The 15,440-nt window shown below is 66.8% G+C and carries 13 protein-coding genes; 2 read left to right on the top strand and 11 right to left on the bottom strand.

All coding sequences use genetic code 11. From position 1 onward, the window contains the following. Positions 1–106: 106 nt before the first annotated feature. Entirely contained in the window at positions 107–1,303 is a 1,197-nt protein-coding gene (locus tag L3N39_RS09820; RefSeq protein ID WP_237257151.1) for an MFS transporter, read from the bottom strand. Beyond that, positions 1,300–1,923, bottom strand: a complete 624-nt coding sequence (gene wrbA, locus L3N39_RS09815) for an NAD(P)H:quinone oxidoreductase (protein WP_237257150.1) — start codon at positions 1,921–1,923, stop codon at positions 1,300–1,302. The genes L3N39_RS09820 and wrbA overlap by 4 nt, the downstream gene beginning before the upstream one ends. A 100-nt stretch (positions 1,924–2,023) precedes the next feature. Between wrbA and L3N39_RS09810 the strand changes: the two genes are divergently transcribed. Further along, positions 2,024–2,953, top strand: a complete 930-nt coding sequence (locus L3N39_RS09810) for a LysR family transcriptional regulator (RefSeq protein WP_237257149.1) — start codon at positions 2,024–2,026, stop codon at positions 2,951–2,953. A 90-nt stretch (positions 2,954–3,043) separates the two neighbouring features. Here the strand turns inward: L3N39_RS09810 and L3N39_RS09805 are convergent, their stop codons facing one another. Further along, positions 3,044–3,391: an antibiotic biosynthesis monooxygenase family protein gene (locus L3N39_RS09805; RefSeq protein ID WP_237257148.1), complete on the bottom strand. Its 348-nt coding sequence runs from the start codon at positions 3,389–3,391 to the stop codon at positions 3,044–3,046. A 189-nt stretch (positions 3,392–3,580) separates the two neighbouring features. Between L3N39_RS09805 and L3N39_RS09800 the strand changes: the two genes are divergently transcribed. After that, positions 3,581–4,621, top strand: coding sequence for an NADP(H)-dependent aldo-keto reductase (locus tag L3N39_RS09800; protein WP_237257147.1), 1,041 nt, complete (start codon positions 3,581–3,583; stop codon positions 4,619–4,621). Positions 4,622–4,674: 53 nt separating this feature from the next. On the opposite strand, the gene L3N39_RS09795 is transcribed toward L3N39_RS09800, so the two are convergent. The 8 genes from L3N39_RS09795 to L3N39_RS09760 form a co-directional block, all read right to left on the bottom strand. Then, positions 4,675–5,973, bottom strand: coding sequence for an OprD family porin (locus L3N39_RS09795; RefSeq protein ID WP_237257146.1), 1,299 nt, complete (start codon positions 5,971–5,973; stop codon positions 4,675–4,677). 145 nt (positions 5,974–6,118) lie between these two features. Then, the gene (locus tag L3N39_RS09790; RefSeq protein ID WP_237257145.1) at positions 6,119–7,600 is read right to left on the bottom strand and encodes a BCCT family transporter; all 1,482 of its coding nucleotides are present in this window, start codon (positions 7,598–7,600) and stop codon (positions 6,119–6,121) included. Between the two features lie 274 nt (positions 7,601–7,874). After that, entirely contained in the window at positions 7,875–9,182 is a 1,308-nt protein-coding gene (locus L3N39_RS09785; protein ID WP_237257144.1) for an MFS transporter, read from the bottom strand. Between the two features lie 42 nt (positions 9,183–9,224). Beyond that, positions 9,225–9,596, bottom strand: coding sequence for an ethanolamine utilization protein EutQ (locus tag L3N39_RS09780; RefSeq protein ID WP_237257143.1), 372 nt, complete (start codon positions 9,594–9,596; stop codon positions 9,225–9,227). Beyond that, positions 9,593–10,921 (bottom strand): NAD(P)/FAD-dependent oxidoreductase, encoded by a 1,329-nt coding sequence (locus tag L3N39_RS09775; protein ID WP_237257142.1) that lies wholly within the window; start codon positions 10,919–10,921, stop codon positions 9,593–9,595. The genes L3N39_RS09780 and L3N39_RS09775 overlap by 4 nt, the downstream gene beginning before the upstream one ends. A gap of 10 nt (positions 10,922–10,931) precedes the next feature. Next, on the bottom strand, positions 10,932–12,338 hold the full coding sequence (locus L3N39_RS09770; protein WP_237257141.1) for an FAD-dependent oxidoreductase: 1,407 nt from the start codon (positions 12,336–12,338) through the stop codon (positions 10,932–10,934). A 620-nt stretch (positions 12,339–12,958) separates the two neighbouring features. Further along, a complete protein-coding gene (locus L3N39_RS09765) occupies positions 12,959–14,089 on the bottom strand; it encodes an alcohol dehydrogenase family protein (RefSeq protein ID WP_237257140.1) in 1,131 nt (376 codons plus the stop codon). Between the two features lie 68 nt (positions 14,090–14,157). After that, a complete protein-coding gene (locus L3N39_RS09760) occupies positions 14,158–15,405 on the bottom strand; it encodes a M24 family metallopeptidase (RefSeq protein WP_237257139.1) in 1,248 nt (415 codons plus the stop codon). Positions 15,406–15,440 lie beyond the last annotated feature (35 nt).

Genomic DNA, 15,440 nt, shown 5'->3' with positions numbered 1-15,440 from the left:
TGGGACCAAGCCGTGATTGGTAGTCGCTGGCGCGCATGGCCTCGGTAGCTGCGTCATCCCGCCAGCCGGTTGTTCGGTATCTCCTGCGCAGCCACTCCGCCGGGGCCTATGCGCATTGGGCGCTATCGCGCAGCGCTGGACGCAGTAGAAAAGCCACGGCCCCGGTCGCCACCGTCGCCATCGCCACCACTGCGCTAGCCATCCCCCAGCCAAAGGCTGCCGTTACGCTGCCCACTGCAACCGAACCGAGCATCTGTCCAAGGTTGCTTCCTTGCATCATCAGGCCGACGGCAATCGGTACCAGTGTGGCCTGGCGCGCGACTAACGGTGCGGAAGCGAGCAAGGTAGCCGGGACCAGCCCCCCGATCGCCGAAAAAAACAGGCACAGCAGGAAGGTCGCGAAAGCGGGCAGGCCGCCCAGGAAGATGCCCATTCCAGCGAACCCCATGGCGGCGCTTGCGATGACAACCAGCCTGACGCGGCCAACGCCACGCGCGATCAGGCAGCCCGCTGCGAGATTGCCACTGGCGTTGATGGCACTTGCCAGTGCGCTTAGCACGCCAGCGCTGCGGTACGAGACGTCCATCCGCTCCATCAGCAGAACCGGCAGAAAGCTGAACAAGGCAAAGAACACCAGGCTGTACAGGGCAAACCCCAGGGCCAGCAACATCGCGCCTCTCGAACAGAGCAGCTGTCGAATACCAACCTGCATCGTTTTCCAGGTAGAGGTCTTGGGCGTGGTGCCTGGCGGGACGCGGCAGGCCACGGCGCCAATCGAAGCCAGGGCCAGCGCCGAGCTTGCCCACCAGAACGATTGCCACGTCTGGAACAGCGGCCCGACCAGCATCGCCAGCGCCATCCCGCACGGCATGAAACAGCTCCAGCGCGCAAAAGCCACATCCCGCTCAGCGCCGGTCGTGACGCGCTCCAATAGCGCCGGACCCGCGACGATTACCAGCATGAAGCCGAGGCCCTCCAGGAAGCGGGAGACCAGCAGGCCCGGATATGAAGGCATGATGGCCCCGCCTGCTCCAGCAAGCGCCATTACCCCGAGCCCCAGCAACAGCGTGTTTCTGCCGCCAAAAGCCGCCGCGACGGCGCCTGCCGGCGCGCCACACAGGAGCCCTAGCCCCGCAAACAGACCGGTAAGCCAGCCGGCTTCATCCAGGCTCAGGTGCAAGTCTGCCCTTAGCATGGGTGTGGCGATTGCCGCCTTGCCCAGATGCAGCGCCGCCACGACCCCGCAAGCCAGGACGAGCCACACGACGAGCCGGGTACGCCCGCCGGTGTTCGCCGCGTTCATCGTTGCGCCCCGATGCCTGCGGCTGCGATGGCCGCGGCCACTTGCGCCACGTGCCGCCCCTGGAAGCGTGCGCCCTCGAGTTCATTGTCGCTTGGCTGGCGATCGTTCCCGTTGTCCTCCGCCAGTGTCGAGGCGCCATAGGGCGTGCCCCCGGTAATGGCATCCATCCGCAACTGGCCCTTGAAGCTGTACGGTAGCCCGACCACGACCATGCCCAGGTGCAGCAGCACGGTGTGGGTCGCAAGAAGGGTGCTTTCCTGGCCACCATGCTGGCTTCCGGTAGAGGTGAATACGCTGCCCACCTTCCCGACCAGCCTGTCCTCGAACCACAGCCCGCCGCACTGGTCGAGGAAATTTTTCATTTGCGATGCCATGTTGCCGAAGCGCGTCGGCGTGCCTATCACGATCGCATCGTAGTTCGGCAGCTCGGAGACCTGTGCCACGGGGGCGGACTGGTTCAGCCTGTATCCGGCCTTGCGAGCGACATCTTCAGGCACCAGCTCCGGCACCCGCCTGATGTCGACCGAGGCGCCAGCCTGGCGAGCGCCCTCGGCAACCGCAGATGCAAGGGTCTCGATATGGCCATAGGAGGAGTAATAGAGCACCAGTACTTTCGTCATGATCCTGTCCTCGAACGACGTTGACGAAAGCAAGCCTAACTATTCCGAACGCGCTACAAGAGTGATAAAAAAATCACCAACTCGATCGACGGAAAAGATCATGTTGGATGGACTGACGCTCGACCAGATCCGCACCTTTGTCACCATTGCAGACACCGGCAGCTTCCGTGCAAGCGCCGCACGCCTGCTGCGCGTGCAGTCGGCGGTCAGCCACTCGATCGCAAACCTGGAATCCCAACTGGGCCTCCAGTTGTTTGACCGCTCCGGTTATCGCCCGGTCCTGACGCCAGCGGGAGAAGCCTTGCTGGCCAATGCGCGCGACATTCTGCTCAGAGCCGATGCCATGCGCGCACGCGCCAGGGCCCTGGGCGAAGGTGTTGAACTGGAGCTTTCATTGGTGGCGGACACGCTGTTTCCGATCACCGTGGTGGCGCAGGCGATCACCGCGACCTCCATGCAATATCCTTCGACGACCTTTCGCCTTGAATCACTGCCTTTGGGAGGGCCTCTCGAGGCGCTGGACAACAAGCGCTGCACGCTCGCGATCCTGGTGGGCGAGGATTTCAGAAACCCCAGGGTGGCGCTCGAAGCCATCGGCTCGATTCGGCAGATCGCCGTTGTGCAGGCCGAACACCCGCTCGCCAAACGGGGCAAGCACACGTCGCTCGGTTTGCCCGACCTCGCCTGCCATCAGCAGATCGTGCTGATCGATCCGACCCCGCTGTCCGAAGGCCGCTCATTCGGCGTCCTGTCGCCCTATACCTGCCGGGTCAACACCCAAGACGCGAAGCTGGCCCTCATCCGGGCCGGCCTAGGCTGGGGCCGCCTGCCGGCATGGCAGGTACAGGAGGACCTGGATCAGGGGCGACTCGTGCGCCTCGGCATTCCGGATCTCGGGCGAAACAGCGAGGTGGCGTCCGAGGTTTACCTGGCGCACCGTTTGGATGAGCCGCTTGGGCCGGTGGCGCATGCGTTCCATCGAGCGCTGATCGACAGCTGGCGGCCTTCTCCCGCTTCAGGACGGGACTAGGCGAGCAGATTCCATCTGACCGGGCCTTCCAGTTCAGGCCGGGGCCGCGCCTGTTCACGCTCAGTGGCGACCTGGCCCGGCATGCCCATTTCACGCCTGGTGGGCCTGGCGTGAATCCCCTGGTGCCTGTTCGCGTTCATGCATCCCGTAGTCCCTGATCACCGAGGCGACCCGCAGCCGGTAGTCGGCGAAGATCGACTGCCGCCCCGCCTGCTGGGTCGCCCGGTGCAGTTCGAAGTTGCGCCATTGCCTGACCGCCTCCTCGTCGCGCCAGAACGACAGCGAGAGGATCTTGCCCGGGCTGCTCAGGCTTTCGAAGCGCTCGATCGAGAGGAAACCGTCGACCCCGTCCAGGTGGGGACGCAGCGCGGCGGCCGCGTCCAGGTAGGCCTGCCTGCGTTCGGCATGCGGCAGCACCTCGAAAATCACTGCAATCATCCAGCACCTCCAGCGGCGGCCATGCACCGCGTCGTCGATCCCAAAATACCCGCCGCGCATGCAGGGCTCGCGCGCCGATCCGTTGCGTGGCGCCTGACAGCGAGCAGACCTGCGCTTAGAGTGTCTGACTCTCAGGCTGCCGGTCAGCGTAGCGCAGGCCGGCCCTCCGACAACCACCAAGGAACGCCCATGATCTATCGTCCACTCGGCCGCACCGGCATCCAGGTCAGTGCCCTGGCACTCGGCGGCATGACCTGGGGGGAGCAGAACAGCGAGGCCGAAGGCTTCGAACAAATCCAGCGCGCCAAGGCCGCCGGCATCAACTTTATCGATACCGCCGAGATGTATCCGGTGCCGCCGAAGGCCGAGACCGCCGGCGCCACCGAAACCATCATCGGCAACTACTTTCGCCGCCATGGCGGGCGTGGCGACTGGATTCTCGCGAGCAAGGCCGCCGCGCCCGGCAACGGCATCCAGCACATCCGCGGCGGACGCAACCATTTCGACCGCGCCAACCTGACCGCCGCCGTCGAGGCCAGCCTGCGCCGCCTGCAGACCGACTACATCGACCTCTACCAGCTGCACTGGCCCGACAGGCAGACCAACTTCTTCGGCCAGCTGGGCTACCGGCACGACCCGGACGCCCACCTCACCCCCATCGAAGAGACGCTGGAGGCGCTCGACGAACTGGTCCGAAGCGGCAAGATCCGCCACATCGGCCTGTCCAACGAAACGCCCTGGGGCGTGCACCGCTTCCTGCAACTGGCGCAGACGCGCGGCTGGCCGCGGGTGGTGTCGATCCAGAACCCCTACAACCTGCTCAACCGCAGTTTCGAGGTGGGCCTGGCGGAGATGGCGATCCGCGAGGAAGTCGGCCTGCTGGCCTATTCGCCGCTGGCCTTCGGCCTGCTCTCGGGCAAGTACGAGAACGGTGCCCGGCCGGCCAAGGCCCGCCTGACCCTGTTCGAGCGCTTCCAGCGCTACAACAACCCGCAGGCCCGCCGCGCCGCCAGCGCCTATGTCGCCCTGGCGCGCGAGCACGGCGTCGACCCGGCGCAGCTGGCGCTGGCCTATGTCACCAGCCGTCCCTTCGTGACCAGCAACATCATCGGCGCGACCACGCTGGAGCAGCTCGACAGCAACCTGGCCTCGCTCGAGCTGACGCTGAGCGAAGCCTTGCTCGAAGGCATCGAGCGGATCCACGTCGAGCAGCCCAACCCCGCCCCCTGAGCGACAGGACCGGGCGTTCGGCATGCCCCGGCGTGGGCATGCCTGCCGGCCGGTCAGAACAGCTGGAGCGGCAGCTCACTGATCAGCCGCAACTCGTCGATGTCACCACCGGCCCCGCGATGGGTGGCGTAGCGCAGACGCAGGGCGAGGTTCTTCGCCGGCCCTGCCTGCACCACGTAGCGGGCCTCGAGGTCACGCTCCCACTCCTTGCCAGGCGCCGCGGCATAGGCATAGGGGCCATCGCTGCCCAAGTAGCCGGAACCGTCGATGTCACCCTTGATGTAGCGCGCCATCAGCACCAGGCCGGGGACGCCGTAGGCGGCCATGTCGAGGTCATAGCGTGCCTGCACGGAGGCTTCGTTTGGGCTGTTGAAGTCCGAGTACTGCGCGGAGTTGGCCAGGTAGATCGAGTCACCCGCATTGATGCCGTCCATGAGGATGTAGTCGAACGGAGTGTCGCCATTGACCTGCTGGTGCGCGAGGGTGAAGGTGTGCGCACCGATGCTGTAGGCCCCCGACAGCGACCAGGCCAGGTTGTTGATCTCGCCGGCCAGTTGCTTGCCTTCACTGCGGCTGTCGTAGGCATTGAAGTTGAACGTCAGCGCGCGCTGGCCGGACAGCGGCAGTGCATACAGCAGGTTGGCGTAGTACTGGTGCCAGACGTCCTCCAGCGTTGCGCCGTAGAGCGACACGCTGAGCCGCTCGGACAGCGGGTAGCTGCCGCCCAGGTAACGGGCGCTGGGCGCGTCGACGGCACCGGCGTAGGTCAGGTCGATCGAGCCGTCGCGGTTGGTCGAGCCGCTGCCGTCGCGAATGGCGGTGAAATAGCCGGCATCCAGGCTGAGGTCCGCGAGATCCCCGCTCAGCACCTGCACGCCCCGCGCGGTGCTGGTGAACAGCCGGGTGGTCGTGCTGGCGAACACCGGAGCCGTCGGGATGAGATCGCCGATCTTCAGCTCGGTCTCGGAAATCCGCGCCTTCAACGCGCCGCCTGCGTAGCCGAACGCATCGGCTGCCCGCCCCTCGCTGTCCACCGGCAGCAGGCCGGTGCCGTAGCGGCCCCTGCCACCGTCCAGCTTGATGCCCAGAGCGGCATGCGCATCGAGACCGAAGCCGATCCGGCCCTGGCTGTAGCCGGACTCGAAGCGGGCCAGGATGCCGTGCGCCCACTCCTCCCGGTAGCTCTGCGCGGCATTGGCATGGCGAAAGTCACGATTGAAATAGACGTTGCGGTTGGTCAGCGACAGGCTGCTGCCTTCGAGAAAGCCCTCGGCCCCGGTCTGTTCCTGGGCCTGGAGACAGGGCGATAGTGTCGCTGCGAGAACAAGCGCGACATAGCTGAACGAATTCATGGTTGGGTCCTTTTATTTATTGTTCTGGTTGCGCCGGGCCGACCCGGCGCTTCATCCGGCCGCTTGCAGCGAGTCGATTCGAGGCAAGCCGCTCCCGCTGGCAGCGCTGGCGCGGCCACTTTTCACCAAGCGGGGAGTTGGGAAGTTACTTGCAGCAGTGCTCTTCGAGCAGGCCCTTGACCAGCCCGATCATCAGCACCAGCAGCAGCGCCATGAACGGCAGGCCCATGGCGACGGCGCCGGCCTGGATACCCTTGAGCGCCGTATCGCCACCGACGACGAACAGCATGATGGTCACCACCGCGATCATCACCAGCCAGAGCACGCGCTGCGCGGGCACCGTGTCGGGATCGCCGCCGGCGGACAGGTTGTCCACCACCAGGGCGCCCGAGTCGGCCGAAGTCACCATGAACACCACCAGCAGCAGCACCACCAGCAGCGAGGCGAGATCGCCCAGGGGCAGCTGCTCGAGGAACTGGAAGATCGCCATGTTGACGTCGGTCAGACCGGCAGCCAGGCCACCCGTCCCGTCGATGACCTGGCCGATGGCACCGCCGCCGAAGGCCGCGAACCAGCAGATGGTCACCACCGTTGGCACCAGCATCACCATGCCGACCATCTGCCGCAGCGTGCGGCCCTTCGAGACCCGGGCGATGAACACGCCCACCAGTGGCCCCCAGGTGCACCACCAGGCCCAGTAGAAGACCGTCCAGCCCTGGAACCACTCCTGGTCGGCCCGATCCACCCAGTTGCTCAGCGGCAGGAAGAACCTGGCGTAGTTGGTGGCCGCTTCCGCCGCACCGGAAACGAATGCGAGTGCACCGACGCCGAGCGCGACCAGCACAAGCAGGCAGAACGCCAGCACGATATTGATGTTGCTGAGCAGCTTCACCCCGGCATCCAGCCCGCGCCACAGCGAGAATGCCGCCACGCCGGTCACTACGACGATGAACAGCAGCTGGAAGAAGAAGTTGTTGGGAATGCCGAGCACGTGGGAAATCCCGGCGGTGGCCTGCATCGCGCCCAGGCCGAGGGAGGTAGCCAGGCCGAACACCGTGAGCACCACGGTGAACACATCCACCAGCTGCCCCGGCAGGCCCTTGTAGCGCTCACCGATCAGCGGCTTCAGCGCGGAGCTGAGCGACAACGGCAGGCCCTTGTTGTAGCAGAAGAAGCCCACCACCATCGCCGTCACCAGGTAGAACGCCCACGGATGCAAGCCCCAGTGATAGAGCGTGGCACCCATGGCGGCATCGGCGGCCTGGGGCGTGTTCGCCGCGACGCCGAGCGGTGTCTTCCACCAGGCGGTGTACTGCGCGACCGGCTCGGCGACGCCCCAGTACAGCAGCCCCACCCCCATGCCGGCGGCGAACATCATGGCGAACCACGACGGGTTGCTGAACTCCGGCCGAGCATCGCGGCCGCCCAGGCGGATCCTGCCGAGCGGCGAGAGCGACAGGACGATGCAGAACAGCACCACCAGATTGCCCATGATGATCATGAACCAGTCGAAGTTCTGCAGGATCCAGCTTTTCGCGCCCTCCAGCGCCTGGCCAAAGGCGGGTGGATCGTAGAGCGCGGTCGCCACCATGCTCAGGATGAGAAACAGCGAAACAGGGAATATCACGCGGTGAAACTTCAATCCGAACAGATGCAGATTGAACTCTCGACGGATAACGCCTTGAGCAGCGATATCTTTCATGCACGCACCTCGCATTATTTTTTTTGTAGTCATCCATCGGTCTTCTCGAGCGGGATTCGAACGCTCCGCCGGTGCCAATGGTGCGTCGATGGTCAGACAGGGTCTGGCGAGTGACAAACCATTAAAACTGCTCGATTACTGAGAAATCCTCATGCATGCAGGCGCAATGAAGGGACGCAGGAATGCGTCCCGAAGCGCGTCAGTCGGCCAGGCCAGGGTACCCCGGTGCGGGTTCGCCGGGAGGTTTTCGGCCGCCCGCTTCAGCCTGTTCCGAAGGCGGTAGATGTGCCTCGACGACTGCCGCCAGGGTCGCGCAGGCGATGCCATTGGGTGTCGCCTGGTGCTGCAGCGGTGCATCCTCTTGCAGATGCGTGCCGTGTACCCGCCGCTGGCTGACGGCGAGCGCCAGCAGCGCCGCGCAGGCGCTGGAGAAGTAGTACAGACTGGGCGTGCCGAAGCGCTCCATCAAGAACCCGGCGACCAGCGGCCCGATGCAGGCGCCGATGCCGAAAGTGGCCAGCAGCAGACCCGCCAGCGAAACCCGCAGGTTCGCTTCGACGTTGTCGTTGGCCAGCGCCACCCCGAGCGGATACAGGCAGAACTGCAGGAAGCCGCCCCCCGCGCCGAACAGCAGCAAGGTGACGAAGGGCAGGCCCTGGTACAACGCCAGCGGCAGGCTGGCCAGCGCCAGCAGCACGGCGATCGCGCGGATCAGGGCGGCGCGCGGCAAACGGTCCGACAGCCAGCCTAGCGGCAGCTGCGCCAGCAGCCCCGCGCCGATGACCAGCGCCATGAACTGGCCGACCTCGCTGGGGCTCAGCCCCTGCCGGCTGGCATAGATCGCCGCCAGGCCGAAAAAGCCGCCGTTGAGCATGCCGGCACTCAGCACCGTGACCAGCGACTGCGGGATCCGCCGCAGGAAGATGCGCAGATCGACCGCCTCCGACTGCAGGGGCGCCGGGTGCACGCTGCGGGTCAGCGCCACCGGCACCTGGCTCAGGGCGAAGGCGATCACCACGCTGAGCAATACCTGGATGCCGAGGCCGGGGTGAAATCCCAGGGCCAGCTGGCCGAGGATCATCCCCACGTAGACCGACACCATGTACAGCCCCAGCGCCTTGCCGCGCTGCTCGCTGCCGGCGCACTCGTTGAGCCAGCTTTCCAGCACGATCAGCTGGCACATCATCGCCATCCCCACCAGCGCACGCAGCAGCAGCCAGAGCCCCAGTGACTCGCCGTAGCCATGCAGCAGCACACCGACGCAGACGAGCCCGGCGCTGGCGCCGTAGGTGCGGATATGCCCTACCCGCTGGATCATCCACTGGCCGACCCTGCCGCCGAGCACCATGCCCAGCGCGTTGGCCGCCATCAGCGCACCGCCCCAGAAGGCTGCCGCGCCGTCGGCGGTCAGCCGCAGCGCCAGGTAGGTCATCAACAAGGTGGAGCCAGCCTGCAGCAGCAGGCTGGCCAGGTAGAGCGCCCCGAAGGCCTGAGTCAGTCCGAACAACCGTCACCTTCCTCTGCCGCAGTACGAGTGCGGGTAGTTGCCTCATTCCAGGCCATGTCGCGCCTTCCAATCGCCCGGGTGCACCACGTAGGCGAACAGCGCGTGGCCGCCGTAGACCAGCTCGGTGCCCTCGGGGATCCACAGCAGCTGCCCCGGGCGCACCCGGTGGAGCTCGCCGTTGGCGCGCAGTTCGAAGCAGCCCTCGATGACGAAGATCACCTCGTCGTAGAGCAGCGTCCAGGCCACCTCGGCACCCTCCCAGCGGGCGAAGCCGACGCCGATGTGGGGCGACACCTCGTTGCCGAGCGCCCGCGCCACGAAGGCGGCGCCGGGCGGGCCGCCGCGCGGCACGAAGTCGAGGTCGCGGTGATCGACCAGGCGCACCGGGCCCTTACCGGAAATCCGCGCGCTCATAGTTCGCTCCGGCTGTTCCACGCCGCCAAGCGGATGCGCGAACGCACACCCAGGCCGAGGAAGGGCTCCGGCGGGTTGAGCGACGGCATCCCCGTCACCGCCTGGATGTCGCGCAGTTGCGGCGAGTCGGCGCCGACCGCCAGCTCGGCCAGCAGCGTGCCGGAGATGGTGCCCCAGGCTGCGCCCACGCCGTTGTCACAGGCCGAGGCGAACACCCCCGGCTCCAGTTCGCCGAAGAAGTTGGTGAAGTTGCGCGAGATCGCATAGACGCCGCCCCAGGTGTGGCTGAACGACACGTTCGCCAACTGCGGGAAGCGCGCCAGGAAGGCCTTGCGGTGGTCCTCGCGCACCTTCGCCCGCATGGCGTCGCTGGTGCTGCGGCCATACTTGGGCACGTGCTTGTAGGTGTTGCGGATGATCAGCCGGCGATCCTGGGTCATGCGCACCGTGGTGCCGGCGTGGTCGGCGGGGGTCAGGCCCCAGTCCAGCTGGCCACCGTAGAGCGACAGTTCCGCATCGGTCAGCGGGCGGGTCCAGCTGGCGAAGGTCATCACCGGCAGCAGGCGGTTGCGCAGGTAGCCGAATTCCTGGGTGAAGATGCTCGTGCCCAGCAGCAGCTTGCCGCTGCGGATGCGGCCGCCCGAGGCGTGCAGCAACCACCCACCCTGCCCGTCGCGCTCCAGGCGCAGGATCGGCGATTCCTCCAGCAGCTCGACGTTCGCCGGCAGCGAACGGGCCAGCCCGGTGACCAGCGCGGCCGGCTGCATCAGGTAGCAGCCGGGCGTGAAGATCGCGCGGCTGTAGTGCTCGCTGCCCACCACCCGGGCCAGCTCGTGCTGCTCGACCCAGCGATAGGGTTCGCCCAGGTCGGCCAGCAGGCGTTCGAAGTGCTCGAGATAGGCCAGCCCGCGTGGGCCGACCGCGCCCTGGTACTTGCCGGCATGCGACCACTGGCAGTCGATGCCGTGGCGCGCTGTCAGGCCCTGCAGCTGGGCGATGGCGGCGCGGTTGAGACCCAGCAGGCGCTGCTTGTGCGTCGGGTCGGGATGTTCCAGGGCGAACTTGTGCGGCAGGTCGATGACGAACCCGGAGTTGCGCCCCGAGGCCCCCTGGCCGACCCGCTGCGCATCGACCAGCAGGATGCGCGCCTCGGGCAGCAGCTCGCCGAGGCGCCGCGCGGCAGCCAGCCCGGCGAAGCCGGCGCCGACCACGGTGTAATCGGCGGACAGCTCGCCAGCCAGGCGCGTGCAGGCAGGCTGTTCCGGCAAGGCGGCATACCAGCCACAGGTGGTGTCGTCGAAAGGCAGGTTGACGGACTTGTTCATGTTCTACCCCTCAGGCGACTGCCCGTTGCGTGGTCTGGCAGGCTTGCAGCCAGCTATTGCGTTGCAGTTGCGCCTGGCGGCCGAGCAGTACGAAGCCACACAGCTGGCCGTGGCGATCGTGACAGCCGGCCGTCAGGCCATCGTCCGTCGCCGTGTGCCGCCACTCCCCTTCGCTACCGGCCGGCGGCGGCAACAGGCAGAGCGGCGCGGCCGGCGTCTTCACAGTCACCGGCATCAGCGGATAGCGGACCGCGGTGGGCCGTCCCAGCAGGGTCTGGCTCAGCGCCTCGATACCCTGGTTGATCGGCGCCAGGTACGGCAGCACCTCACCGTCGATCTCGATGCAGTCGCCGAGCGCATAGATGCCGGGCGCGGAGGTCTGCAGGCAGTCGTCGACGCGAATGCCGCGGCCGACCGCCAGGCCCGCACACTCGGCCAGCGCCAGGTTCGGCCGCAGGCCGACCGCCGAGAGCACCAGGTCGGCCTCCAACTGCTGACCGTCGGCAAGGACCAGCCGCTGCCCCGCGGTCGTGCGCTCGATGCGCTGCACGGTGTTGTCCAAGAACCAGCCGACGCCCTGCGCTGCCAGCGCCACCTGCAGGTGCCGGCCGGCCTGGGCGGGCAGCAGGCGCTCCATCGGCCACTGGCCCAGGCCGATCACGGTGACCTCGAAGCCGCTGGCGGCCAGGTCGTTGGCGAACTCGCAACCGATCAGACCGGCGCCGAGGATCGCCACCCGGCGGACGCCGGCCAGGCGCTCGCGGAAGGCCCGGTAGTCCTCCAGGTTGTTGACGCTGACGACACCCGAGGTGTCGCCGTCGATGGCCACGCGGATCGGCGAGGCGCCGCAGGCCAGCACCAGCTGGCCGTACTCCATCTCGCCGGAGCTGGTATGCAGGCGACGCGCCGCCGGGTCGATCCGCTGCACCTCGCAGTGCGGGTAGATGCGCAGCCCAAGGCGCTGTTCCAGCGCCAGCGGTGCCTCGCCGGCCAGCGCTTCGGCGCTGCGCCCCTGCGCGAGGCCAATGGACAGCGCCGGCTTGGAATAGAGGTGGCCGGATTCGAGGGTCAGCACGCGGATTTCCACCTGCGCGTCGGCCTTGCGCAGGGCCTGGGCCAGGCCGTAGCCTGCATGGCCGCTGCCGATGATGACGATCGGCCCGCGGGCGGCAGCCGCCGGTTGCGGCTCGAGCGTCGGCTGCGTCGGCAACGGCAGCGAGAGGTTTTCGGCCACCGCGGCGACCTCTTCGGTCACGTCGAGCATCTCGAAGTCGGCCTTGCCGACGCCGCATTCGGGGCACTTCCAGTCCTCGGGCACGTCTTCCCAGCGGGTGCCGGCGACGATGCCGTCCTGCGGCCAGCCCAGCGCCTCGTTATAGATCCAGCCGCAGACCACACAAAGCCAAGTCTTGAACATCTCGCTCACTCCTTCTTTTTAGCGATCGTCACGCGCTGCGCGCAGGCAGCGCCTGCTGCCCATGCCCCGATCGGGGGCCGGGATGGCGACAAGATGAGTAGACGAGCCAGGTAAACGGGGCCGGGCACTGTCGCCCGTTGCCGGACGCGGGAGTTCTGGGAGTGAAGTTCATTGTTGTTATTTCCTGCACGCATGTGGCTGTCATGGCGAGGCGCGAGGCCTCGCTGGGTACAGGGCCAGTGTCGAAAACGGGCCAGGGCCCGACAAACGATTTTTCCAGGGCGATTGATGACAAAAAATCATTCATGCGAGCGCGCGAAAACACGTCATCAGGGAGGGGTGAGCGGCGCGCACCGAGCGCCAGGCGTCGCTCACCAGCCCAGCGCCTGCAACGCCCACAACGCGTCCATGCCAGCGGCGATGCCGAGCACGGTATTACGGCTGCTCCAGGCCACGCCTCGCCACCAGCGCGGCAAACCGCGGAAGCCTCCTTCCCGCTCCGGTATTGCAAGACTTGGTCGCATCAACGGGCCCGATGCCAGGCACGGGCGGGCGCGTCGCGATTGTTGGGAGAGGCAGAAGCAAGCGAAGCGTGCCGGCGCGCCTGCCCGTTGGCTATTTCATCCAGCGGTCTCTGGAACGATAAGGACCAGCTTGCCGACGAATCCCTTGTTCAGAAACTCCTCTTGCGCCTGCCGGATGTCCTTCAGGGCGAAGGTCTTGGCCACGACCGGACGGATCTCCCCGGCCTCGATGTAGGCGATCAGATTGGAGAAGACTTCATCGTCCTGGAAGGTGCAGCCCATCAGCGTCAGGTCCTTGAGATAGAGCGTGCGCAGATCGAGTTCAGCCAACGGACCGGCAATCGCTCCGGCCGTCGCGTAGCGCCCGCCACGGCGCAGGACGCGCAGGAAATCGGGCCACTGTTCGCCCCCGACGACATCGAGCACGACGTCGATGGAATTCTCGCCAAGGACCGAGAACAGATCGGCACGGCGATCGATGACCTGGTCCGCCCCCAGGGCCCGGACCTCATCGGCCTTGCTGGCCGAACAGAGCGCGATCACCGTCGCGCCGCGCCGCTTGGCCAGTTGCACGGCGGCCGAGCCGACGCCTCCCGAAGCACCGGCGACCAACACGCGCTCGGCGCCGAGATGCACGCGATGCAGCATGTTCTCGGCGGTCGAATAGGAGCACGGAACGGAGGCAAGCTCGGCGTCCGACCAGTCGCAGACCACCTTGTGGGTCTCGCCTGCCGGCGCTACCGCAAACTGGGCGAACGCGCCGTCGCACTCGCTGCCGAAGGTCCAGCACTCGAAGGGCCGGAAGCCGACATGGCTACGCAGCATATTGCGCACCAGAACACGTTCACCGATCCGCGACGAGGGAACATCGCACCCCACGGCGACGATGTATCCGCAACAGTCGGCCCCCTGGATGCGCGGAAATTCCAGCCCCTTGCCCGACCACGAGGCGTCCGTCGCGTCGACACGTTCGAAGCCGCGCGCCCCGCCGCTGGCGGTGGCCTGGCCCACGGATTTCGAGTACCAGCCGATCCGCGTGTTGATGTCGGTGTTGTTGACGCCGGCAGCCCGTACCTGAATCAGCACCTCGCCCGGCCCCGGCTGGGGAACGGCGACATCGGTCCGGTATTCAAGGCGATCCAGGCCGCCTAGGCCGTTGAGCAGTACCGCATGCATCGTGCGCGGCAGGGCGGAAAGTCCCGCCGACGCTGAATTGGTTGTCGTCATCGGTTTCTCGCCTCATAAAGGTTTCTACGCATCGACCTGCGTGGGCAGGCCCTTGACGAACGAGGTGGTCAGAGCCAGTCCGCCTGCCACGGGTAGCGGGACAGGGCCTCGCAGCCATCGCGGGTGATCAGTACCTGCTGTTCCAGCTTGATGCCTTCCCTGCCGCCCTGTTCGCCGATGTAGCTTTCCACGCAGAGCACCATGTTCTCCTCGAACACCCCGTCGTAGCCGCTGCCGGTCCAGTCGGCGCCCTTGTGCGCCAGGGCCGGGTATTCGTCGACCAGGCCGACGCCATGCACCGTGCAGCAATAACGGTTGTGCCAGTAGGCCGGCGGAATGTCCCAGGAGCGCTCGGTGAACTCGCGATGACTCAGGCCCGGACGCAACAGGGCCATGTTGTGCTGCACCTGTTCGTGGGCCAGCCGATATAGCTTGCGCTGCTCGGCAGTCGGGGCAACGTGACCGACCGTCCAGGCGCGGGAGATGTCGGCGCAGTAGCCGTAGGGGCCGATCAGGTCGGTGTCGAAGCAGAGAATCTCGCCTTCGTGCATCACCCGCTCGCTGGCCTCCTGCATCCAGGGGTTGGTGCGCGGCCCGGACGCCAGCAGGCGGGTCTCGATCCATTCGCCGCCGTGGCGCACGTTCTCGTAGTGCAGCCAGGCCCACAGCTGGTTCTCGGTCATCCCCGGGCGCAGCTCGTCGTGCATGCGCTGGATGCCGCGCTCGCACACGGCGATGGTCCAGCGCATCAGCTCCAGCTCCTCGGCGGATTTGATCCGACGCGCCTGCTCCATCAGGCTGTGCCCCTCGACCAGGGTCAGCCCGCCTTCGCGCAGCAGGTCAAGGCCTTCCAGGTTGGCCCTGTCCACCGCCAGGCGCGCCTTGGCGCCGGCGTGCCGGCGTAGCACTGCGCGCAGGTCGTCGGCCCAGGCCACGGCCTTCTCGCCGCTGCGCGAGCCGGCGCCGAAATAGCTCCAGTTGATCGCCGGACGGATCTCGTCGAGCAGCTCGTTGCCCTCGTGCAGGTGCTCGCAGTTGTGGAATTCGAACAGCACCACCGGCCCTTCGGCGAAAACCAGGGCATAGCGGGCTTCGTTGTGCAGGGTCCATACCTGCATGTTGGAAGTATCGGTGGCGTAGCGGATGTTCACCGGATCGTACAGCAGGATGGCCGCGCAATCGGCGGCCTTGAGCTGCTGGCGCACCCGCTGCAGGCGGTAGCCGCGCGCGGCCCGATGGGTCTCGACGCCGACCGGGTTGCGCAGCGGTTGCGCGGCCGCCTCGGCGGCCGGATACCTATTCTTGTTATCGAACATTGCTTGGCTTCCACGACAGGGAATCAGGTGCAAGG

It is taken from the genome of Pseudomonas oligotrophica (assembly GCF_021726475.1).
Classification (GTDB): domain Bacteria; phylum Pseudomonadota; class Gammaproteobacteria; order Pseudomonadales; family Pseudomonadaceae; genus Stutzerimonas; species Stutzerimonas oligotrophica.
This window is presented reverse-complemented; position numbering and strand designations above follow the sequence as displayed.